The organism is Micromonospora sp. NPDC050795 (genome assembly GCF_044456785.1).
GTDB lineage: Bacteria > Actinomycetota > Actinomycetes > Mycobacteriales > Micromonosporaceae > Micromonospora.
On record NZ_JBITGE010000001.1, the window covers coordinates 239,741 to 260,239 of the forward strand.

At 70.0% G+C, this 20,499-nt stretch carries 21 protein-coding genes; 2 read left to right on the plus strand and 19 right to left on the minus strand.

Annotation, left to right across the window (positions count from 1 at the left end; translation table 11 throughout):
- Positions 1-7: 7 nt before the first annotated feature.
- Both ACIBEF_RS01285 and murA read right to left on the minus strand, forming a co-directional pair.
- Positions 8-856 (minus strand): 3-hydroxyacyl-CoA dehydrogenase family protein, encoded by an 849-nt coding sequence (locus ACIBEF_RS01285; RefSeq protein WP_355008054.1) that lies wholly within the window; start codon positions 854-856, stop codon positions 8-10.
- A 96-nt stretch (positions 857-952) separates the two neighbouring features.
- Entirely contained in the window at positions 953-2,395 is a 1,443-nt protein-coding gene (gene murA / locus ACIBEF_RS01290) for a UDP-N-acetylglucosamine 1-carboxyvinyltransferase (protein WP_396790135.1), read from the minus strand.
- Here murA and ACIBEF_RS01295 point away from each other — a divergent pair.
- The gene (locus tag ACIBEF_RS01295) at positions 2,394-2,966 is read left to right on the plus strand and encodes a cob(I)yrinic acid a,c-diamide adenosyltransferase (RefSeq protein ID WP_091405871.1); all 573 of its coding nucleotides are present in this window, start codon (positions 2,394-2,396) and stop codon (positions 2,964-2,966) included. The two genes, murA and ACIBEF_RS01295, sit on opposite strands and share 2 nt — an antisense overlap.
- A 405-nt stretch (positions 2,967-3,371) precedes the next feature.
- Here ACIBEF_RS01295 and ACIBEF_RS01300 read toward each other — a convergent pair whose 3' ends face one another.
- From ACIBEF_RS01300 to glyA, 13 genes are all read right to left on the minus strand, one after another.
- Positions 3,372-3,827: a DUF2550 domain-containing protein gene (locus ACIBEF_RS01300; RefSeq protein ID WP_355008057.1), complete on the minus strand. Its 456-nt coding sequence runs from the start codon at positions 3,825-3,827 to the stop codon at positions 3,372-3,374.
- 12 nt (positions 3,828-3,839) lie between these two features.
- Positions 3,840-4,121 (minus strand): F0F1 ATP synthase subunit epsilon, encoded by a 282-nt coding sequence (locus tag ACIBEF_RS01305; protein WP_396790137.1) that lies wholly within the window; start codon positions 4,119-4,121, stop codon positions 3,840-3,842.
- A gap of 88 nt (positions 4,122-4,209) precedes the next feature.
- The gene (locus ACIBEF_RS01310; RefSeq protein ID WP_396790425.1) at positions 4,210-5,352 is read right to left on the minus strand and encodes an LCP family protein; all 1,143 of its coding nucleotides are present in this window, start codon (positions 5,350-5,352) and stop codon (positions 4,210-4,212) included.
- A gap of 224 nt (positions 5,353-5,576) precedes the next feature.
- Entirely contained in the window at positions 5,577-7,013 is a 1,437-nt protein-coding gene (gene atpD, locus ACIBEF_RS01315; protein ID WP_396790139.1) for a F0F1 ATP synthase subunit beta, read from the minus strand.
- Positions 7,013-7,942, minus strand: a complete 930-nt coding sequence (locus ACIBEF_RS01320) for a F0F1 ATP synthase subunit gamma (protein WP_396790141.1) — start codon at positions 7,940-7,942, stop codon at positions 7,013-7,015. Before ACIBEF_RS01320 ends, atpD begins: the two co-directional genes overlap by 1 nt.
- Positions 7,943-7,946: 4 nt before the next feature.
- Positions 7,947-9,599: a F0F1 ATP synthase subunit alpha gene (atpA, locus tag ACIBEF_RS01325; protein ID WP_396790143.1), complete on the minus strand. Its 1,653-nt coding sequence runs from the start codon at positions 9,597-9,599 to the stop codon at positions 7,947-7,949.
- 141 nt (positions 9,600-9,740) lie between these two features.
- The gene (locus tag ACIBEF_RS01330; RefSeq protein ID WP_396790144.1) at positions 9,741-10,562 is read right to left on the minus strand and encodes a F0F1 ATP synthase subunit delta; all 822 of its coding nucleotides are present in this window, start codon (positions 10,560-10,562) and stop codon (positions 9,741-9,743) included.
- Entirely contained in the window at positions 10,562-11,101 is a 540-nt protein-coding gene (locus tag ACIBEF_RS01335; RefSeq protein WP_112584053.1) for a F0F1 ATP synthase subunit B, read from the minus strand. The genes ACIBEF_RS01330 and ACIBEF_RS01335 overlap by 1 nt, the downstream gene beginning before the upstream one ends.
- 32 nt (positions 11,102-11,133) lie before the next feature.
- Positions 11,134-11,361, minus strand: coding sequence for an ATP synthase F0 subunit C (locus tag ACIBEF_RS01340; protein WP_074314047.1), 228 nt, complete (start codon positions 11,359-11,361; stop codon positions 11,134-11,136).
- Positions 11,362-11,424: 63 nt separating this feature from the next.
- Positions 11,425-12,222, minus strand: coding sequence for a F0F1 ATP synthase subunit A (atpB, locus tag ACIBEF_RS01345; protein WP_396790146.1), 798 nt, complete (start codon positions 12,220-12,222; stop codon positions 11,425-11,427).
- Positions 12,223-12,233: 11 nt separating this feature from the next.
- Positions 12,234-12,470 carry a hypothetical protein gene (locus ACIBEF_RS01350; protein WP_355008064.1) on the minus strand — a complete coding sequence of 79 codons (237 nt, stop codon included), beginning with the start codon at positions 12,468-12,470 and terminating at the stop codon, positions 12,234-12,236.
- 182 nt (positions 12,471-12,652) lie between these two features.
- Positions 12,653-13,078: a hypothetical protein gene (locus tag ACIBEF_RS01355; RefSeq protein WP_396790148.1), complete on the minus strand. Its 426-nt coding sequence runs from the start codon at positions 13,076-13,078 to the stop codon at positions 12,653-12,655.
- Positions 13,071-14,360: a serine hydroxymethyltransferase gene (gene glyA, locus ACIBEF_RS01360; protein ID WP_396790150.1), complete on the minus strand. Its 1,290-nt coding sequence runs from the start codon at positions 14,358-14,360 to the stop codon at positions 13,071-13,073. Before glyA ends, ACIBEF_RS01355 begins: the two co-directional genes overlap by 8 nt.
- Positions 14,361-14,395: 35 nt before the next feature.
- Here glyA and ACIBEF_RS01365 point away from each other — a divergent pair, with 35 nt between their 5' ends.
- Positions 14,396-15,859, plus strand: a complete 1,464-nt coding sequence (locus ACIBEF_RS01365) for an SDR family oxidoreductase (protein WP_396790152.1) — start codon at positions 14,396-14,398, stop codon at positions 15,857-15,859.
- 203 nt (positions 15,860-16,062) lie between these two features.
- Here the strand turns inward: ACIBEF_RS01365 and ACIBEF_RS01370 are convergent, their stop codons facing one another.
- From ACIBEF_RS01370 to prmC, 4 genes are all read right to left on the minus strand, one after another.
- Positions 16,063-18,174, minus strand: coding sequence for a transglycosylase domain-containing protein (locus ACIBEF_RS01370; protein ID WP_396790154.1), 2,112 nt, complete (start codon positions 18,172-18,174; stop codon positions 16,063-16,065).
- 106 nt (positions 18,175-18,280) lie between these two features.
- The gene (locus tag ACIBEF_RS01375) at positions 18,281-18,892 is read right to left on the minus strand and encodes a phosphotyrosine protein phosphatase (protein WP_396790156.1); all 612 of its coding nucleotides are present in this window, start codon (positions 18,890-18,892) and stop codon (positions 18,281-18,283) included.
- Positions 18,893-19,540, minus strand: a complete 648-nt coding sequence (locus ACIBEF_RS01380) for an L-threonylcarbamoyladenylate synthase (protein WP_091406475.1) — start codon at positions 19,538-19,540, stop codon at positions 18,893-18,895.
- Complete coding sequence (prmC, locus tag ACIBEF_RS01385; protein WP_396790158.1) at positions 19,540-20,487, minus strand: peptide chain release factor N(5)-glutamine methyltransferase; 948 nt, start codon at positions 20,485-20,487, stop codon at positions 19,540-19,542. Before prmC ends, ACIBEF_RS01380 begins: the two co-directional genes overlap by 1 nt.
- Positions 20,488-20,499 lie beyond the last annotated feature (12 nt).

The window sequence follows — 20,499 nt, forward strand, 5'->3', positions numbered from 1 at the left end:
CAACTCCTCAGTAGGTGTAGAAGCCCTTGCCGGTCTTGCGGCCCAGGTCGCCAGCGGTGACCATCCGCTGGAGCAGCTCCGGCGGGAAGAACTTCTCGTCGGCGGTGTCGGTGTAGATGTTCTTCGAGGCGTGCAGCAGCACGTCCACGCCGGTCAGGTCGGTGGTGGCCAGCGGGCCCATCGCATGCCCGAAGCCCAGCCGGCAGGCGGTGTCCAGGTCCTCCGCGGACACCACGCCGGACTCGACCAGCTTGACCGCCTCCATCACCAGGGCGGAGATCAGCCGGGTGGTGACGAAGCCGGCGATGTCCCGGTTGACCACGACGACCGTCTTGCCGATCTCCTCGGCGAAGGCCCGCGCGGTGTCCAGCGCGGCGTCGCTGGTCTTGTAACCGCGCACCAGCTCGCAGAGCTGCATCATCGGCACCGGGGAGAAGAAGTGGGTGCCGACCACCGCCTCGGGCCGCTCGGTCACCGCGGCGATCTGGGTGACCGGGATCGCCGAGGTGTTGGTGGCGAGCACCGCGTCCGACTTGCAGATCTTGTCGAGAGCGCGGAACACCTCGTGCTTGATCTCCAACCGCTCGAAGACCGCCTCGACCACGATGTCCGCGTCCGCCGCCGCCTCCAGGTCGGTGGTCGGCGTGATCCGAGCCAGCGTCGCCTCGACCTCGGACGCCTCGATCTTGCCCTTCTCGGCGAACTTCTCCAGTGACTTCCGAATACCGCCCAGACCCCGGGTGGTGGCCGCCTCGTCCAGGTCGCGCAGCGTCACCTGCCAGCCCGCCTGCGCCGCCACCTGGGCGATGCCGGAACCCATCAACCCGGCCCCGACGACCGCGAGTCGACCCGCCATCTGCTTTCTCCCTCGCTGCGATTGAGTGCCTGCCTGCACCCTAGTCGGCGAGCCTGAACGATGGCTAAGTGGCGGTCGGGCCGGGTTGTCGGGCCCTCAGATCTCCAGTGCCGGCTCCTCCGGGGTGGTGCCCCGCTCGACCGCCACCCCGAGCGCGCGCAGATCGGCCACGAAGTCGGGGTAACCCCGGTCGACGTGGTGCACGTGGGAGACCTCAGTGACCCCCTCCGCGCAGAGTCCGGCGATGATCAACCCTGCTCCGGCCCGGATGTCGGTGGCCCGCACCGGGGCACCGGAGAGCCGATCCCGGCCCCGGACCACCGCGTGGTGCCCATCGGTCTTGATGTCCGCGCCGAGCCGCATCATCTCGTTGGCGAACATGAACCGGCCGTCGAAGATGTTCTCGGTGATCAGGGAGGCGCCGTCGCTGACGGCCGCCAGCCCGATCGCCATCGGCAGCAGGTCGGTGGCGAAACCGGGGTACGGCAGCGTCACCACGTCCACCGCCCGGGACCGCTCGTCCATCCGTACGCGGAAGCCGTCCCCCCGGGTCTCCACCAGCGCGCCGGCCGCCACCACCTTGTCCAGGGCGACCTCCAGGAAGGCCGGGTCGAGCCCGGTCACCGTCACGTCGCCGCGGGTCATCGCCGCGCCGAACGCCCAGGTACCGGCGACGATCCGGTCCCCCACCGTGGCGTGGCGCACCGGACGCAGACCGGGCACACCGGAGATGCGCAACGTCGACGTGCCCGCGCCGACGATGCGCGCGCCCATCTGGTTGAGCATCGTGCAGATGTCGACGATCTCCGGCTCCCGGGCCGCGTTGTCGATCATCGTGGTGCCCTGGGCCAGCACCGCCGCCATCACCAGGTTCTCGGTCGCGCCGACGCTGGGGAAATCCAGCACGATGTCCGCGCCGCGCAGCCCGTGCGGGGCGGAGGCGATGACGAACCCGTGCTCACCGGAGATCTCCGCGCCCATCCGGGTCAGCCCGGAGATGTGCATGTCCAACCCCCGCGACCCGATCGCGTCACCGCCGGGATGGGCCACCCGCACGTACCCCCGGCGGGCCAGCAGCGGGCCGAGCACGCAGATCGACGCGCGCAACCGTCGGACCAGGTCGTAGTCGGCCTCCGCGCCCGGCTGCTCGGGTACGTCGATCGTCACCGACCGGGACCGGGCCACCCCGCCCCGGGCGACCATCGGGTCGACCGGGTCGTCCGCGTCGAACTGGACGTCACAGCCCAGCCGACGTAGCACCTCCCCCATGATCGCGATGTCGGTGATCCGGGGGACGTTGGTGATCACACTGCGGCCCGGGGCGAGCAGCGCGGCGGCCATCAGCTTCAACGCCGAGTTCTTGGCACCGACCACGTGCACGGTGCCGGACAGTCGGGCGTCACCGCGTACCCGGATGACGTCGACATCGTTGACCGCCGAATCGCCGGCGTCGCCGGGGCCCACCACCACCGGCCAGCCGGCGGTGCTGTCCGGCCGCGCCGGGATCGTCAGGTCGGGAATCCGTAGGCTGTGCGTCATGGCCGTCCACCTCACGCGCATCTACACCAAGGCCGGCGACGCCGGCATGACCAGGCTGAGCAACAACGAGCAGGTGCCGAAGACCGATCCACGGATCGCCGCGTACGCGGATGTCGACGAGTGCAACGCGGCGATCGGCGTCGCGCTCGCCCTGGGGAACCTCGACGAGGAGCTTCGCGGCGTGCTGGGGTCGGTGCAGAACGACCTGTTCGACGTCGGCGCCGACCTGTCCACCCCGGTCGAGCCGGAGCCGAAGTACCCGCCGCTGCGGGTCACCGAGGAGTACGTCGAGCGCCTGGAGGGCTGGTGCGACGAGTACAACGCACGCCTGAGCAAGCTCGACTCCTTCATCCTCCCCGGCGGCACCGCAGGTGCGGCGCTGCTGCACGTGGCGCGGACCGTCGCCCGGCGTGCCGAACGGGCAGCGTGGGCGCTGGTCAGCCACGATCCGGAACGAACCAGCACGCTCCCGGCAAAGTATCTCAACCGGCTCTCCGATCTGCTCTTTATCCTGTCAAGAACGGCAAATCCGGCAGGAGACGTGCTATGGGTGCCGGGCGGCAAGCGCTGAACGTCGGGCGCTCCGCACCACGTCGAGGTCTGAGTTCCCACTCTGCCCGCCACCACGCGTAGCCAAGGCCGACTCCTCGGCGAGCCAGGCTGACCAGCGCCTCGATCAACTCCGGTTCCTTGATGTCGGGCTATCCCAGCCACCAGGACACCCCGACATCAAGGAAATTGAGTCGATCAACGGGCTGCTCAGCCGCGACGACGCGACAGGGCGGCAGCCCGACCGCCGAGAAGGCGAGACTCAGGCTGCACCGGTAACGGCAGGTGACGAAAGACGGCGCCAGCCCGACGCACAGTGGCAAGGACGGGTTTCCGGGGCAGCCCGCCCGGCGCAGGGATCAAGCCTGACCGCCCGGAGCCGGGCGGGCTGCCCCGGAAACCCCACGAGCGACCACAGAAAAGCCGATCAGGCAGCAGGCCAGTCCTGGGAGGCCATACGCGGCGAGACCGCCCCCGGAGGGGCGGCCTCGAGCCAAGAAAGAAAACCGGTCACTGTAGATCGCGCCATGGCGATCTCCACCGGTGCGTGGTGACTGGTACAGCGCAGGATCACCCAGTCAGCCGGCATGGAGAACCGTTCCTGACCTTCGGGCAACCGGCGGCGCTCCACGGCCAGCCCCTTGCGGGAGAGGACCCGCTTGGGCCGGATCGCGAAGCTGAACATCCGGTACCAACGCAGCTCGTCACCGGCGAACCGGCCGAAGCCGGGCGACCAGCCGCGGCCGTCGAGCATGGTGGAGACCCGGACACTGAGCCGGATGATGCCGCCGCTGCGGGTGACCAGAGCTCGCCGGACGAAGAGGGTCAGAAGCGCGCCGAGGATGACGACAACGCCGATTCCGAATCCTTCGACGATCTCCATCCCCGGTGTGGCTCAGCGGCTCTGCGCGGAGACCGGGGTTGCGCTCTCGGCCAGCACGGTGACACCTTCGGCGCTCACCGAGAGGAAACCGCCAGCCACGTCGTAGGCGACCTGCTCGCCGCCGGCGAGCTTGATGCGCACCTGGCCGGGCTCGGCGAGTTGGCCGAGCAGCGGCGCGTGCCCCGGCAGGACACCGAGCTCGCCTTCGGTCGTCCGGGCGACGACCATCTCGGCGTCACCGGACCAGACCTTCTCCTCGACGGCGACGAGCTCGACGTGAAGCTGCTGTGCCACGCTGTCTCCTTGCTGCGGCTACGGATTGCCGAAAGTCTAGCCTGACGATGCGGCGCGCCCAACGCGGGTGGGGACAACGCCGACCTGACTACTTGGCCTTGTTGACGAATTCCGGATGCTCCAGCAGGAACGGGTCGAGTTGCTCGTTGTGCAGGGCGGTGAAGAAGTCCGGCACACCTTCCTGGAACTGCTCGCCCAGGTACTTCTGCCCCTCGAAGACTCCGCCACCGGGCAGCTTGATCATCTCGATGGTGTTCGGGCGGATGTCCTTCAGGGCGAGCCCGAAGTCGACGACGCTGTTGCCTCGACCGTTGAAGATCAACGACTGGCCGGCGGCGCGGAGCACCTTGTCCAGCTTGATCGGGTTGGACACCACGTCGGCGCTGAACGCCTGGCCGACCATGGCCTTGACGAACTGCTGCTGGTGGCGCTGGCGACCGTAGTCCGAATCCGGAACGCCGTTCTTCGGGTAGCGCTGCCGGACGTAGTCCAGCGCCTGCCACCCACTCAGGTGCCGGTTGCCCTTCTTGTAGATCGCCTGCGGGCCGACGTAGCCCTCACCACGGGTGTTGCCCGGCCGCGGCTTGCCGTCGGGCTGCTTGTGCTCGGACTTCACGTCACGCTCGATGTACATGTCGACACCGCCCATCGCGTCGACGATCTTCTGGAAACCGGTGAAGTTGATGATCGCGCCGGCGTCGAAGCGCTTGATGCCGGTGACGTTCTGCACGGTGGTGGCCAGCAACTCGAAGCCCCGCGCCGCGTCCGGGTTGGCCCCCGGCACCCTGCTGCCGAACGACATCGCCGCGTTGATCTTCGTGGTCTCGCCCGGGAACTCGGCCTTCTTGAACGCCGGGATCCGCACGTAGAGGTCACGAGGCAGCGAGAACAGGTAGGCCCGGTCCATCGAGGCCGGCACGTGCAGCACCATGATCGAGTCGGCGAGCGGCGCGGCCGTCGGCGTACGCGGGTCGATGCCGACGAGCAGGATGTTGAGCGGCCCCTTGATGTCACTCTTCTTCGCCTGGGCGCCCGCCGCCTGGTCGCCGAAGAGGTCGGCCTTTCCGACGGACCCCTCGTAGCGGGCCATCAGCACCTCGGTGCCGACCAGCACGGCGCCGCTGAGCACGGTCAGCACGGTGCCGAACACCGTGCAGAGCCTGGCCCAGCGCGGCACGCCTCGCCAGAGGGACGGCTTGCGGCCACTCTTGCCGGCCTTACCCACGAGCAGCTCCGTTCGTTACGCCCACGACGAGGAAGACGGGCGCACGTCGTCGAAAGGTTGCAAAGATCAACGCTCGTTCGGGTGAGCGCGGAACGAACCGTAGCTCGGGAGCCGTGGAAGTGACGACCACGAGTAACGGACCGCGACGATGCTAAGGCGCGAACATGAACAAAAGACTGCCCCGGCATTGCCGGGGCAGTCTTTTTGCTACGGGGATCGACGAGGGCTGGTCAGGCCTTCATCAGCTCCTCAGCCTTGGCTTCCAGGTCCTCGAGACCGCCGCACATGAAGAACGCCTGCTCGGGGAAGTGATCGTACTCACCCTCGCTGATCTTCCGGAACGCCTCGATGGTCTCCTTGATCGGGACCGTCGAGCCCGGCACGCCGGTGAACTGCTCCGCCGCGTAGGTGTTCTGCGACAGGAAGCGCTCGATCCGCCGGGCCCGGGCCACGGTGATCTTGTCTTCCTCGGAGAGCTCCTCGATGCCGAGGATGGCGATGATGTCCTGCAGGTCCTTGTAGCGCTGCAGGATCCGCTTCACCTCGGTGGCGACCTGGAAGTGCTCAGCGCCGACGAACTCCGGGGCGAGGATCCGGGACGAGGACGCCAGCGGGTCCACGGCCGGGTAGATGCCCTTGTCGGAGATCGACCGCTCCAGGTTGGTGGTCGCGTCCAGGTGGGCGAACGTGGTGGCCGGAGCGGGGTCGGTGTAGTCGTCCGCCGGCACGTAGATCGCCTGCATGGAGGTGATGGCCTGGCCCCGGACGGAGGTGATCCGCTCCTGGAGCTCGCCCATCTCGTCCGCCAGGGTCGGCTGGTAACCCACGGCGCTCGGCATACGCCCGAGCAGGGTGGAGACCTCGGAGCCGGCCTGGGTGAAGCGGAAGATGTTGTCGATGAAGAGCAGCACCTCCTGCTTCTTCACGTCGCGGAAGTACTCCGCCATGGTCAGCGCGGAGAGCGCCACCCGCAGCCGGGTGCCCGGCGGCTCGTCCATCTGGCCGTAGACCAGCGCGGTCTTGTCGATGACGCCGGACTCGGTCATCTCGGCGATGAGGTCGTTGCCCTCACGGGTGCGCTCACCCACGCCGGCGAAGACCGAGGTACCACCGAAGTTACGGGCAACACGGGTGATCATCTCCTGGATGAGCACCGTCTTACCCACACCCGCGCCGCCGAACAGGCCGATCTTGCCGCCCTTGACGTACGGGGCGAGCAGGTCGATCACCTTGATGCCGGTCTCCAGCATCTCGGTCTTCGGCTCCAGGTCCGCGAAGGCCGGGGCCTTGCGGTGGATACCCCACCGGTCGTCGGCCTCGAACGTCTCGCCCTCTTTGAGGTTGAGCACCTCGCCGATCGCGTTGAACACGTGGCCCTTGACCGCGTCGCCCACCGGCACGCTGATCGGCTCGCCGAGGTCACGCACCTCCGCGCCGCGAACCAGACCGTCGGTCGGCTGCATCGAGATGGCGCGGACCAGGTTGTCACCCAGGTGCTGGGCGACCTCCAGGGTCAGCGTCTTCTCACCGCCGGACAGGCTCACGGTGACGTTCAGGGCGTTGAACAGGGCCGGCATGCCGTCACGCGGGAATTCGGCGTCGACGACCGGGCCGATGACCCGGACCACGCGACCCGCGGCCGTCTTGGTCTCTACTGGTGCAGTCATCACACTTCACTTCCCGACGCGGCAAGCGCGTTGGCGCCGCCGACGATCTCGCTGATCTCCTGGGTGATCCCGGCCTGACGGGCCGAGTTCATCTCACGCGTGTACTTCTCGATCATCTCTTCGGCGTTGTCGGTGGCGCTCTTCATCGCCCGCCGCCGTGCCGCCGACTCACTCGCCGCCGACTCGAGCAACGCCGCGTAGATCCGCGTGTTGATGTACCTCGGCAGGAGCGCGTCGAGCAGCGCCTCCGCCTCGGGCTCGAACTCGTACGCCGGCAGCAGTCCTTCGGAGCGCGGCCGGTCCTCGACCTGCATCGGGCCGATGATCTTCGTGACCGGGTTCTGCGTCATCAGCGAGTGGAACTCGGTGTAGACGATGTGCAACTCGTCGACGCCGAGCACCCCGTCCGCGCCAACGCCACCGTCGACGTCGTCCGCACCGGCGGTGAACGCCTTGATCAGCGTCTCACCCACGGTACGGGCGTCCTCGAACGACGGCTGCTCGCTGAACCCGGTCCAGTTCGCCTCGATCGGCCGGTCGCGGAACCGGTAGAACCCGACGCCCTTACGCCCGATGACGTAGAGCACCGGCTCCTTGCCGTCCGCCTTGAGCCGCGCGATCAGCGACTCGGCCATCCTGATCGCGTTGGAGCTGTAACCGCCGGCCAGGCCACGGTCGCTGGTGACCAACAGGACGCCCGCCCGCCGCACCCGCTCGCGCGGGGTGAGCAGCGGGTGGTCGATCCGCGCGTTGGACGCCAGCGCCGTGAGCACACCGGTGATGGCCTGGGCGTACGGCAGGGACGCCTGCACCCGGGCCTGGGCCTTGGCGATCCGGCTCGTCGCCACGAGCTCCATCGCCTTGGTGATCTTCTTCATCGACTTCGCCGAGCGGATTCGTTGACGAAGAACGCGAACCTGGGCCGCCATGGGATCAGCTCTCGGCCGGGCGGTCGGTCGCGCTGTCGCGGAAGCGGGTCACCGTCTCGCGGTTCTCGTCGCCCTCAAGCGGGGCGGCCGGCGCGTCGTTGACCTTGCGCTCGTCCTCCTTGTTGAGGAAGACCTGCTTGAAGTCCGCGATCGCAGTGTCCAGGGAGCCGGTGATGTCGTCGTTCCACTGGTTGTCGGCGATCGACGCGAGGACACCCTCGTGCTTGTGCCGCAGGTACTGGAGGAACTCCGACTCGAAGCGCCGCACCTCGCCGACCGGGATGTCGTCGAGCTTGCCCTCGACACCGGACCAGACCGAGACGACCTCTTCCTGCACCGGGAACGGCGAGTAGTTCGACTGCTTGAGCAGCTCCACCAGACGCGAACCACGGTTCAGCTGGTTCTGCGAGGCCTTGTCCAGGTCCGAGGCGAAGGCGGCGAACGCCTCCAGCTCGCGGTACTGGGCCAGGTTGAGCCGCAGCGAACCAGAGACCTTCTTCATCGGCTTCACCTGCGCGGCGCCACCGACCCGGGAGACCGAGGTGCCGACGTTGATCGCCGGACGAACGCCCTGGTTGAACAGGTCGGTCTCCAGGAAGATCTGGCCGTCGGTGATCGAGATGACGTTGGTCGGGATGAAGGCCGAGATGTCGTTGGCCTTCGTCTCGATGATCGGCAGACCGGTCATCGAGCCGCCACCCAGCTCGTCGGAGAGCTTCGCGCAGCGCTCCAGCAGGCGGGAGTGCAGGTAGAAGACGTCACCCGGGTACGCCTCACGGCCCGGCGGGCGACGCAGCAGCAGCGACACGGCCCGGTACGCCTCGGCCTGCTTGCTCAGGTCGTCGAAGACGATCAGGACGTGCTTGCCGCCGTACATCCAGTGCTGCCCGATGGACGAGCCGGTGTACGGGGCGAGGTACTTGAAGCCGGCCGGGTCGGAGGCCGGCGAGGCGACGATCGTGGTGTATTCCAGCGCGCCCGCCTCCTCCAGCTGCCCCTTGATCGAGGCGATGGTGGAGGCCTTCTGGCCGATGGCGACGTAGATGCAGCGGACCTGCTTCTTCGGGTCGCCGGTGCGCCAGTTGTCCCGCTGGTTGAGGATGGCGTCCAGCGCGACGGTGGTCTTGCCGGTCTTCCGGTCACCGATGATCAGCTGCCGCTGGCCCCGGCCGATCGGCGTCATCGCGTCGATGGCCTTGATGCCGGTCTGCAGCGGCTCGAACACCGACTGCCGGGCCATCACGTTCGGAGCCTGCAGCTCCAGCTCGCGGTAGCCCTCGTCGGCGATGTCGCCGAGGCCGTCGATCGGCTGGCCGAGGGCGTTGACCACGCGGCCGAGGAAGGCGTCGCCGACCGGAACCGAGAGGACCCGGTCGGTGCGCTTGACCCGCTGGCCCTCCTCGAGCTTGGCGGAGTCACCGAGGACGACGACGCCGATCTCCCGCACGTCGAGGTTCAACGCCACGCCGAGCGTGCCGTCCTCGAACTCCAGGAGCTCGTTGGTCTTGGTCGAGGGCAGGCCCTCGACGTGGGCGATGCCGTCGCCGGTGTCGGCGACGGTGCCGACCTCCTCGCGGGAGACGTCGGACGAGTAGGAGGAGACGTAGCGCTCCAGGGCGCCGCGGATCTCCTCCGTCGAGATGGTCAGCTCGGCCATCCTCTGCTTCCTTAAAATTCAGGGGCCCGGGATACCTAGTACCAACCGGTCCGAATGGCGTCTGTCAATCCGGGCGCTGGGCGGCTGAACCGCCCTCACGCCAAGCGGCGGAACCGCTCAGCCGCTGGGCGGCTAAGCCGTTCAGCGCTTCGCGAGCGCGTTGCGGGTCTCGTTGAGGCGGCGCAGGATGGTGCCGTCGTACAGGTCGGAACCGACCCGGACGCTCACGCCACCGAGAACGGCGGGGTCGACCGTCTGCTTGACGGAGACCTCTCGACCGTATATCGCGGTGAGGCTCGCACCCAGCCGACGCTCGTCCTCGTCACTCAACGGGGCCGCGACCGTCACGTACGCCACCTGCCGGTCACGCCGGTCGGCGGCCAGCTCGACCAGCCGGGTGAGCGCCCCGCTGAAGGAGCGTCCCCCGAACCCGCCGAGCGCCGCCTCGACGAGGCGGACGGTGACCGGGCGGGCCTTGTCGGCGAGCAGCTCGCGGGCCAGGGTGGCCCGCTGCTCGACCGGGGCGACCGGGTCGGCGAGCGCGTTGCTCAGCGCCGACTGCCCGGAAACGACCTGGCCGAAGCGGAACAGCTCGTCCTCGACCTCGCCCAACTCGCCGGCCTTGTCGGCGCTGGCCAGCAGCGCCTCCACGCCCAGCCGCTCGGTGCCGTCGAGCAGCTCCGACGGTGCCGACCACCGGCCGGCGACCAGCGACACGAGCAGGTCGAGCGCGTCCGCGCCGATCCGCCCGCCCAGCATGTCGCCGAGCAGCGCCCCGCGATCCTCGCCGGAACGGGCCGGATCGGAGAGCGCCCGGCGCAGCCGCGGCTCACGCCGCAGCAGGGTCGCCACGGAGAGGATGGCGTCGGCGGTGGAGGCCACCGCCGACGGCTCCGCGCCGCGGACGTACGCGTCGAGGCGCTCGGCCGCGACCTTGTACGACTCCCGGCTGGCGGCCTGCATCAGCGGGCCCCCGTGCTCTCGAGACCGCTCAGGAACCGGTCGACGGTGCCCTTACGCCGCGCCTCGTCGGCCAGCGACTCGCCAACGATCTTGCTGGCCAGGTCCACCGCGATGGTGCCGACCTCCGCGCGCAGCTCGCGCACGATGGTGGCCCGCTCGGCGGCGAGCGCGTCCTTGCCCGCCTGGATGACCCGGTCGGACTCTTCCCGCGCCTTGGCGAGGATGTCCTGGCGGATGCCCTCGGCGTCGGCCCGCGCGTCGTCACGGATCTTGGCGGCGTCGGTCCGAGCCTCAGCGAGCTGGGCACGGTACTGCTCGAGCAGCTGGTTCGCCTCGGCCTGGGCGGCCTCGGCGCGCTTGATGCCGCCCTCGATCGCGTCGACCCGAGCCTGGAACGTCTGCTCCATGCGCGGGAAGACGAACTTCATCAGCACGAAGCAGAGCACGGCGAAGGCGACCGTGCCGACCACGATCTCCTGCCAGATCGGAATGATCGGGTTGTGGTCTGACTCACCACCCTCGGCGGCGAGGAGGAACAACATGGGTGACCTCCCGGTCGGAAGGGGCGGAATCAGCCGGCCCAGATGAAGCCGAAGGCGATGCCGAACAGCGCGAGCGCCTCGATGACGGCGAAGCCGATCCAGACGTACGGCAGGGTCATGCGCGACGACTCGGGCTGCCGGGCGGTCGACTGGATGTAGGCGGCGAAGACCAGGCCAACGCCGATGCCCGGGCCGATGGCCGCGAGGCCGTAGCCGATGGCGGCGGTGCTGCCCTCTACCGCGGCGACGTAATCCATTAGTGGTTCCTCCTGGTTATCACGCGTGACTCTCACGCGGGACGACAACGGTTGGTGCGTGGATCAGTGCTCTTCGGCGAGCGCGCCCTGGATGTAGCTGGCGCTCAGCACGGTGAAGACGTATGCCTGCAGGACGATGACCAGCGCCTCGAGGAGGGTCAGCGCCACTGTCATCACCCAGGAGACCACCGAGATCGGCGCCAGCCAGGCGTTGGCGTTGAGCATCGCGAAGCCGCCGAGCGTGAAGACCAGCAGGAGCATGTGGCCGGCGAACATGTTCGCGAAGAGACGGACGGCCAGCGAGAACGGCCGGATGATGAAGGTCGAGAACGCCTCGATCGGGATCAGCAGCGGCAGGATGTACCACGGTGCCGGCGGGATCAGGGCGTGCTTGAAGTATTTGCCGAAGCCGTGGTGCCGGATGCCGATGTAGTTGAACAGCACGTAGCTGATCACCGCGAGGATCGCCGGGAAGGCGATGTGCGAGTTCGGCGAGATCTGGAAGAACGGAATGATCGCGAACGCGTTCGTCACCAGCACGAAGCAGAACAGCGTCGTGAAGTACGGAGCGAACCGCACGCCCTGGTGACCGATCATGTCGACCGAGATGTTGTTGCGCACGAAGCCGTAGATCGACTCGGCGAACCACTGCTTCTTGGTCGGCACCAACTGTGGGTTCCGATAGGTCGCCAGGAAGAAGATGATCAGAAGGCCGACCGCGATCCAGATCATCAGCGTGAACTTGGTGAACCACGGGGCGTTCTCCGCGCCCCAGGGCACGATCGCGGGCAGGTAGAAGTCGTCCACACTGGGTGGGAATGCCGCCTGGCCCGCTGCCAGAACGTTCGCCTGTCCGAACACCGTGTCCCTTCCTAAGTAGGCGTGCCGAGCCGACGGACGACGAGGATGATCCCCCCGGTCACGCCGAGCACGACGCCGATCCCGGTGGCGACGCCACCTGTATCGAGCCACTGGTCGACCAGCCAGCCGATGAAACCCCACACGAGCATTCCTCCGATGAGGTAGCTGAGCGCGGTCCAGCCCTGACCGGCGCCGGACGGATAATCGTCCGAATCACCGGCGGGACGGGGGGTTTGGTCACCAGCCATGACGGGGCGAACGATATCAGCCGGGAAGACGAGGCTGTGCCTCACCCCCCGCACAACCGTCGTTGTGTGGGCTTCTCGTGGGCGCCGTCGTCTGTGGGCACGCTACTCCCCTTCCGCCCGTGGGAAAATGACCGGAGGCCGACACATTGCGGCGCGTCCGCTGGTTGGGACGACCGCCAGGTCTAGCCCTGCGGCCGGCGAGCGTGCACCGTGGTCAGCCACCAGAGGTGCACCGCTGTCCACACTGCCACCCCGGCGACGATGCCAAGGCAAAGAGGGATCAAACCGGGCCAACCAGTCGACGCCACCACCACCAGCACCGCACCCAACAGGCTGAACTTCAGCACGTACAGGCCCACCCCGAGCGGCAGCAGCAACTGCGGGTTGACCTGATCGGCCCGCGCCAGCACCACCGTGGTGAGGGTGTAGCTGAGCACCGTGACGCCCACGCCGGCCGCCGCGCCGACCGCGGCCGTCACACCGCCGGTCACCCCGCCCACCACCGCGGCGACCACGGCGAGCGCCGCCGACGCGGCCAGCAACACCGGCAGGTGCCGCAGCCGCCACCGCCGGTCGGTGCCCGGCTCGACCACCCCGGGCTCAGCCACGGGGGTACGCCGGGAACGCCGCGACCAGCTCGGCCACCTCGGCACCGAGCCGGGTCAACTCGTCGACCCCGCCGGCAGCACCGGGATCGGTGCGCACCGCACGGGCGATCAGGGTCGCCACCTGGCGCAGCTCCCCCTCGCGCATCCCCTGCGTGGTGACGCTCGGTGTGCCCACCCGGATGCCGGAGGCCACCATCGGCGGCTGCGGGTCGTACGGGATGGCGTTCTTGTTCAGGGTGATCGACGCGGCGTCGCAGCGGCGCCCGGCCTCGGTGCCGGTCACCCCCAGCTCCCGCAGGTCGATCAGGGCGAGGTGGGTGTCGGTGCCGCCGGACACCGGGCGCATCCCCTCGTCGGCCAGCCCGGCGGCGAGCGCCTGGGCGTTGCTGACCACCTGCCGGGCGTACGTCTGGAACTCCGGCTGGGCGGCCTCGCGCAGCGCGACCGCCTTGGCCGCGACCGCGTGCATCAGCGGGCCGCCCTGGGTGAACGGGAAGACCGCCTTGTCGATCCGCTGGGCCAGCGACTCGCGGCACAGGATCATGCCGCCGCGCGGCCCGCGCAGCACCTTGTGGGTGGTGGCGCAGACGACATCGGCGTACGGCACCGGGGACGGGATCGCCCGTCCGGCGACCAGGCCGATGAAGTGCGCCGCGTCCACCATCAGGTACGCGCCGACCTCGTCGGCGATCTCCCGGAACCGCGCGAAGTCGATCAGGCGCGGGTACGCGGTGGCCCCACAGATGATCAGCTTGGGTCGGTGCGCCCGCGCCAGGTCCCGTACCTCGTCGTAGTCGATCTGCTCGGTGTCCGGCCGGACCGGGTAGCCGACCGGGTGGAACCACTTGCCGGAGAAGTTCACGCGGCTGCCATGGGTGAGGTGCCCGCCGTGCGGCAGATCCATCGCCAGCACCGTGTCCCCCGGCTGCACCAACGCGGCGTACGCGGCCAGGGTGGCGCTCGCCCCGGAGTGCGGCTGGAGGTTCGCGTGCTCGGCCCCGAAGAGTTCCTTGGCCCGGGCGATGCCGATCTCCTCGGCCCGGTCCACCTCGGCACAACCGCCGTAGTAGCGCCGGCCCGGGTAACCCTCGGCGTACTTGTTCGTCAGCGTCGAACCGAGCGCGGCGAGCACCGCCGGCGAGGTCAGGTTCTCGCTGGCGATGAGCTGCAGGCCGCCACGCAACCGGTCCAACTCGCCGAGGACCACCCCGGCGATCTCCGGATCGGTGGCCCTGAGCTGCGCGAAATCCGGCCCCCAGAAGGTGCTCGTCTCGGTCTCCACAGCGAACGAGTCTAGGGGGCCGCACACTGGAACCCGTGAGATGCCTCGTCACCGGCGCTACCGGCTACATCGGCGGGCGGCTGACGCCGCTGCTGCTCGCCGACGGGCACACAGTGCGCTGCCTCGCCCGCAAGGCGGTACGGCTGCGCGACGTGCCCTGGGCCTCGGCGGCCGACATCGTCGAAGGAGACCTGAGTCGACCGGAGACGCTGCCCGCCGCGTTCGCCGACGTGGACGTCGCGTACTTCCTGGTGCACTCGCTGGGCCGCTCCGACTTCGAGGCGGCCGACCGGGCGGCGGCGACCAATTTCGCGGCTGCGGCGCGCGAGGCCGGCGTACGGCGGATCGTCTACCTGGGCGGCCCCGAACCGGCGTCCGACGCGGAGGTGCCCTCCCCGCACCTGCGGTCCCGTGCCGAGGTCGGCCGGATCCTGCTGGGCAGCGGAGTGCCCACCGCGGTGCTCCGCGCCGCGGTGATCATCGGATCCGGCTCGGCGTCGTTCGAGATGCTGCGTTACCTGACCGAGCGGCTGCCCGCCATGATCACCCCACGTTGGGTCCGCAACCGGATCCAACCGATAGCGGTCCGCGACGTGCTGCACTACCTGGCCGGCTGCGCCGAACTGCCGACCGAGGTCAACCGGGGCTTCGACGTCGGCGGTCCGGACGTGCTGACCTTCCGCGAGATGATGCAGCGTTACGCCCGGGTGGCCGGGCTGCGCCGGCGGATCATCGTGCCGGTCCGCCCGCTCACCCCGTCCCTCTCCTCGCACTGGGTCGGGCTGATCACCCCCGTGCCGAACAAGATTGCCCGCCCCCTGGTGGAGAGCCTGATCCACGAGGCGGTCACCCACGAACACGACATCGCCCGCTACATCCCCGACCCACCCGGCGGGCTGACCGGCTTCGACGAGGCGGTGGCGCTGGCGCTGGCCAAGGTGCGCGACGCCCAGGTGGAGACCCGCTGGTCCACAGCGAGCGGCCCGGACGCCCCCGCCGAGCCACTGCCCACGGACCCGGTGTGGTCCGGTGGCACCGCCTACACCGACGTGCGGGAACGAGCGGTCGACGCACCACCCGCCGCGCTCTGGCGGGTCGTCGAGGGCGTCGGTGGCGAACACGGTTGGTACTCGTTCCCCCTCGCCTGGTCGATCCGCGGCTGGCTGGACCGGCTGGTCGGCGGGGTCGGGCTGCGGCGAGGTCGGCGCGACCCGCACCGCCTCCAGGTCGGCGAGGCGCTGGACTTCTGGCGGGTCGAGGAGATCATCCCGGGCGAGCTGCTGCGACTACGCGCCGAAATGCGCCTACCCGGCCGGGCCTGGCTGGAGATGCGGGTCCTGCCGGCCGGCGACGGCCGCAGCCGCTACCAGCAACGCGCCGTCTTCCTGCCGCGCGGCCTGCCGGGGCACGCCTACTGGAAGTCGGTGGCCCCGTTCCACGCGGTGGTCTTCGGCGGAATGGCCCGCAACATAGCCCGCAACGCCGAACAACCCCGCTAACCACCCCGCGCCTCCCTGCCCCCCGCCCCGCCCCTCCCTGCCTCCCCACTCCGCGATCTTGCACTTTGTGTTGTCGATTTGAGAGCTGGAGCACCCTTTGTCGCGACAGAAACTGCAAGATCGCGGGAGTGAGGCGGGCGCGGGGCGGGGCGGGGCGGGGCGGGGCGGGGCGGGGCCAGGGTGAAGCGGGGCTTGGGGTGGGGTTAGTTGCCGGCTTGGGGTTGGGTTTGGAAGGCGGTGCGTTCGCTCGGCGGGACGAAGTCGCGGATCGGTTGGTCGCGCAGGGCGAAGGCGAGCACTTCGCCGACCGCGTTCACCATCTGGGCCTGCACCGCCTGACCGACCGCGTCCCGGGGATCGTCCGGGTTCGCGGCCATCGAGGCGACCGCGAGTTGCGGCGTGAACGCCACCACCGTCTCCGTCTCGTACCGCTCGGAACTGCCGGTCTTGCCCGCCACCGGGCGGCCGAGCTTCGCCCGCAGCCCGGGTGCGGTGGCGCCGTCGCAGCGCCCGTACATCGACTGGTCGCCGACCGGGCAGCGGGCCGCGTCGGTGGCCGCCCGCGCGACGTCGGGGTCGAGCACCTGTCGGCAGTCCGGCTTGGCGGCGTCGACCGGCCGCCCGCCCGAGTCGGTGATCGAGACCACCGGCAGCGGCGCGCACCAGGTCCCCTCGGCCGCCACTGTGGCGTACGCGCTGGCCAGGTCCAACGGGGTGGTCGCGGCCACGCCCAGGGTGAACGGACCCCAGTCCTTCGCGCCGTAGCGGGCCAGCTTGGCGTCGGACTCGGCCCGCAGCACGATGCCGAGCCGCTCGGCCATCTCCACCACCCGGTCGGCGCCGACCTTCTCGGTGAGCCAGGCGAAGTACGTGTTCACCGAGCGGCCGAACGCGCTCCACATGGTGCGGGGGCCGTCCATCGACGACGGGCTGGCGTTCGACGGGCACCACCGTCCGTCGCAGCTCGCTGCCCCGGTCACCGGGAAGCGGGTGAGCAACTGGGTCGGCGCCACGAAGTCGGTCGACAGCGGCAGGCCGGACTCCAGCGCGGCGAGCAGGGTGAAGAGCTTGAACGTCGAGCCGCCCTGGTACCCCTCGATCGCGCCGCCGCCGGCGACCAACTGGTTGACGGTGTTCGGTCGGTTCTTCTGCCCGACCGGGTTGTCCGCCACGCTGTAGGCGCGGTTCACCGACATGGCCAGCACCCGCCCGGTACCCGGTTGCACGACCGCGGTGGGCGCCGCCTCGGCCCTGGTCGGCGCGTAGATCTTCAGCACCTGCTCGGTGGTGGCCCGCTGCACCCCCGGGTCCAGCGACGACACGATGGAGAAACCGCCCCGGCGCAGCACGCGCTGCCGTTCGTCGGCGGTCGCCCCGAACGCGGACTGGCTGCTCCACCAGCGGGTGAACCAGTCGCAGAAGAAGCCCCAGTCGCGGTGCGCGTCGGGCACACCCGTGCAGTCGTTCGGGGTCTCGCTGGGCCGCAGTTGCAGCGGTTCGGCGCGGGCCGCCGCCGCCGCGTCCGCCGGCACCTGCCTCGTCTCCACCAGCCGCTCCAACACGTACGACCGTCGGGCCACCGCGCTGTCGGCGTCGCCGTTGATCGGGTCGTCGCTGTCCGGCGAGCGCACCAGACCGGCGAGCAGTGCCGCCTGGGCCAGGGTCAGCTCGGCCGGGGAGCGGGAGAAGTACCGCTTGCTGGCCGCCGCGATGCCGTACGCCCCGGCACCGAAGTAGGCGATGTTGAGGTAACGGGTCAGGATCTCGTCCTTGTCGAGTTCCCGCTCCAACGCGAGCGCGTACCGCATCTCCTGGAGCTTGCGGACGGTGGTGAGTTCGGTGGCGGCGTTCCGCTGCGCCTCGGTCAGCCGAGGGTCGTTGCTGAGCACGTTGCGGACGTACTGCATGGTCAGCGTGGAGGCGCCCTGCCTGGTCTGGCCGTCGCGCTTGTTGACGGTGAACGCGCGTACGACGCCCCGCAGGTCGACCCCGCTGTGCTGGTAGAACCGGACGTCCTCGGCGGCCACGATCGCCCGGCGCATGACCGGAGCCACCTCGTGCAGCGGCACGTCCACCCGGTCCTCCTGGTAGAAGGAGGTGATCAGGGTGGTGCCGTCGTTGGCGTACAGGTTGGAGCGCTGCGCGGTGGGCGGCGTCCGGAGTGTGTTCGGCAGCTCCGAGTACGGCGTCGACAGGGCGCTGAAGCCGATCCCGAAGACCAGGGCCGCGGGCAGTGCGGCGGCGGCCAGCACCAACCCGGCCAGCACTCCGGCGATCACCACGGTCAGTAGTTTGTCGAGTTGGGCCCGGATCATCAGCTCTCCCCGCAGGAGCCGGTCACGCTAGGACCCGTTCAGAATGACCCGGAACGCCCCTTTGGCCCTGGGTTTTCCCCAAACCCGGAGGAAACTCGCACCACGCTCAGGGCAGCAGCGCGCCGGCCAGCGGGTGGACCGTCTCCTCGATCTCGTCGGCGACCCGGCTGTAGCACTGGTCGCCACGACCCCACGGGTCATCCAGATCATCGGTGGTCAGCGCCGACGCGCCGAGCCGCGCGTCGTGCGCCGCCGCCACCAGGGCCATCCCCCGGGCGTACACGGCCTCCGGGGTGGCGTCACCAGGTGGCAGCGCGGCGGTGTCCACGACGGCCAGCAGCCGGCCGAACTCGCCCAGCACGAACGTGCGGGCCGCCGCGTCCGGACGAAGCGCCACCACGTACTCCTGCTGGTCGGCGGTGGCGGTCAGGACCAGGTCGGCGGCGTCGATGTGGTCCGAGCGCAGCTTGCGCGCCGCGAACCCCGCCACGTCCCCACCACGGCCGGTGACCTGCCGTGCCGCCGGCGGGTTCATCTCCTCGCCCGCGTGCCAGCCACCCGTGCCGGCGCTGTGGCTGTGCACCAGCTCCTCGGCCTGGGCCGGGTCCTGCGAACGCCGGGTCAGCCGTTCCCGCACCGCCAGGGCCAGCAGCCGCTCCGCCATCGGCGAGCGGCAGATGTTGCCCATGCAGACGTGCAGAACAGTGAACGGGGGCACTCAGACCGCCCGACCGTCGACGAGATCCGGAACCACGTCGCGCAGCTTTTCCAACGGGATCGCCCCGGCCCGCAACAGCTGCGGCACCTCACCGGTCAGATCGACGATCGTGCTGGGCACCGGGTCCGGGCAGGGGCCGGCCTCCAGGTAGGCCCGCACCGAGTAGCTGAGCTGGTCACGTGCCTCGTCGGCGGTGACCGCGGCCGGCTGGCCGGTCTTGTTGGCCGACGAGACCGCCATCGGGCCGGTCTCGCGCAGCACCTCCAACGCCACCGGGTGCAGCGGCATCCGCACCGCCACCGTGCCGGTCTTGTCGCCCAGGTCCCACTGCAGGCTCGGCGAGTGCTCGACCACGATCGTCAGGGCACCCGGCCAGAACGCCTCCACGAGGTCCCGGGCGGCCGTGGGCAGCGAGAAGACCAACCCGTCCAGGGTGTGCCGCGAGCCGATCAGCACCGGCGGCGGCATCTGCCGACCCCGGCCCTTGGCATCGAGCAGCGCCTTCACCGCGTACGGGGTGAACGCGTCCGCGCCGATCCCGTACACGGTGTCCGTCGGGAGAACGACCAGCTCGCCGTTCTTGACCGCCTCGATCGCCGCGGCGATGCCGCGGTCCCGATCGGCGGGCGATCGGCAGTCGTAGAGCATCACGAGGAGTCAGTCTGCCACGCCGCCCCGATCGGGGCGTGCTGGCCGTCCGCCCGTCGGGACGCGGTCGCGTAGCGGGGACGCCCGGTGAGGTCCAGATGCTCCGCGACAGCGGTGAAGCCGCCGTCCTGGGCGAGCAGCTCGGGCACCGCCGCGCCGTGGGTGTCGTCGTGCTCGACGCCGAACACACCTCCCGGGCGCAACAGCACCGCGGACCGGGCGACGACCGGCCGGATCACCACCAGACCGTCCGCGCCGCCGAAGACCGCCTCCGCCGGGTCGTGCCCGGCCACCTCCGGCGGGACCACCACGTCGTCCGGCACGTACGGCGGGTTGCAGAGCAGCACGTCCACCCGGCCCACCAGTTCGGCCAGCAGGTCCGGCGATGTCACATCGGCCTCGACCACCTCGATCGGCCGGTCCCCCGCCGCGGCGCGCTCGGCCGCGTTGCGCCGCAGCCACACCAGCGCCCCCGCAGACCGCTCCACAGCGATCACCCGCGCTCCCGGCAGCTCCTGAGCCACCGCGAGCGCGATCGCGCCCGAGCCGCTGCACAGGTCTACCACCACCGGGTCGGGCCGCCCCTGGGCCTGCTCGACGCCCCAGCCGGCCAACAGCTCGGTCTCCGGGCGGGGCACGAAGACACCCGGGCCGACCGACAGCTCCAGGTGCCGGAACCCGGCCCGCCCGGTCAGGTGCTGCAACGGCTCGCGCGCGGCGCGGCGGCGCGTCAACTCGTCGAGCCGCGCCACCTGGTCGTCGCTCAGGTCGTCGGCGATGGCCAGCCGACCCCGGGAAACCCCGAGCACGTACGCCGCCAGCAACTCGGCCTCCACCCGGGCGGAGCCGACCCCGGCGGCGGCGAGGGCGCGGGCCGCTCGGGCCACCGCGGCGGACGGCCGGATGGGACCTGTCCCTTCGGGGGGGTGTTGCGGCAAAGTACTCACGACATAATCATG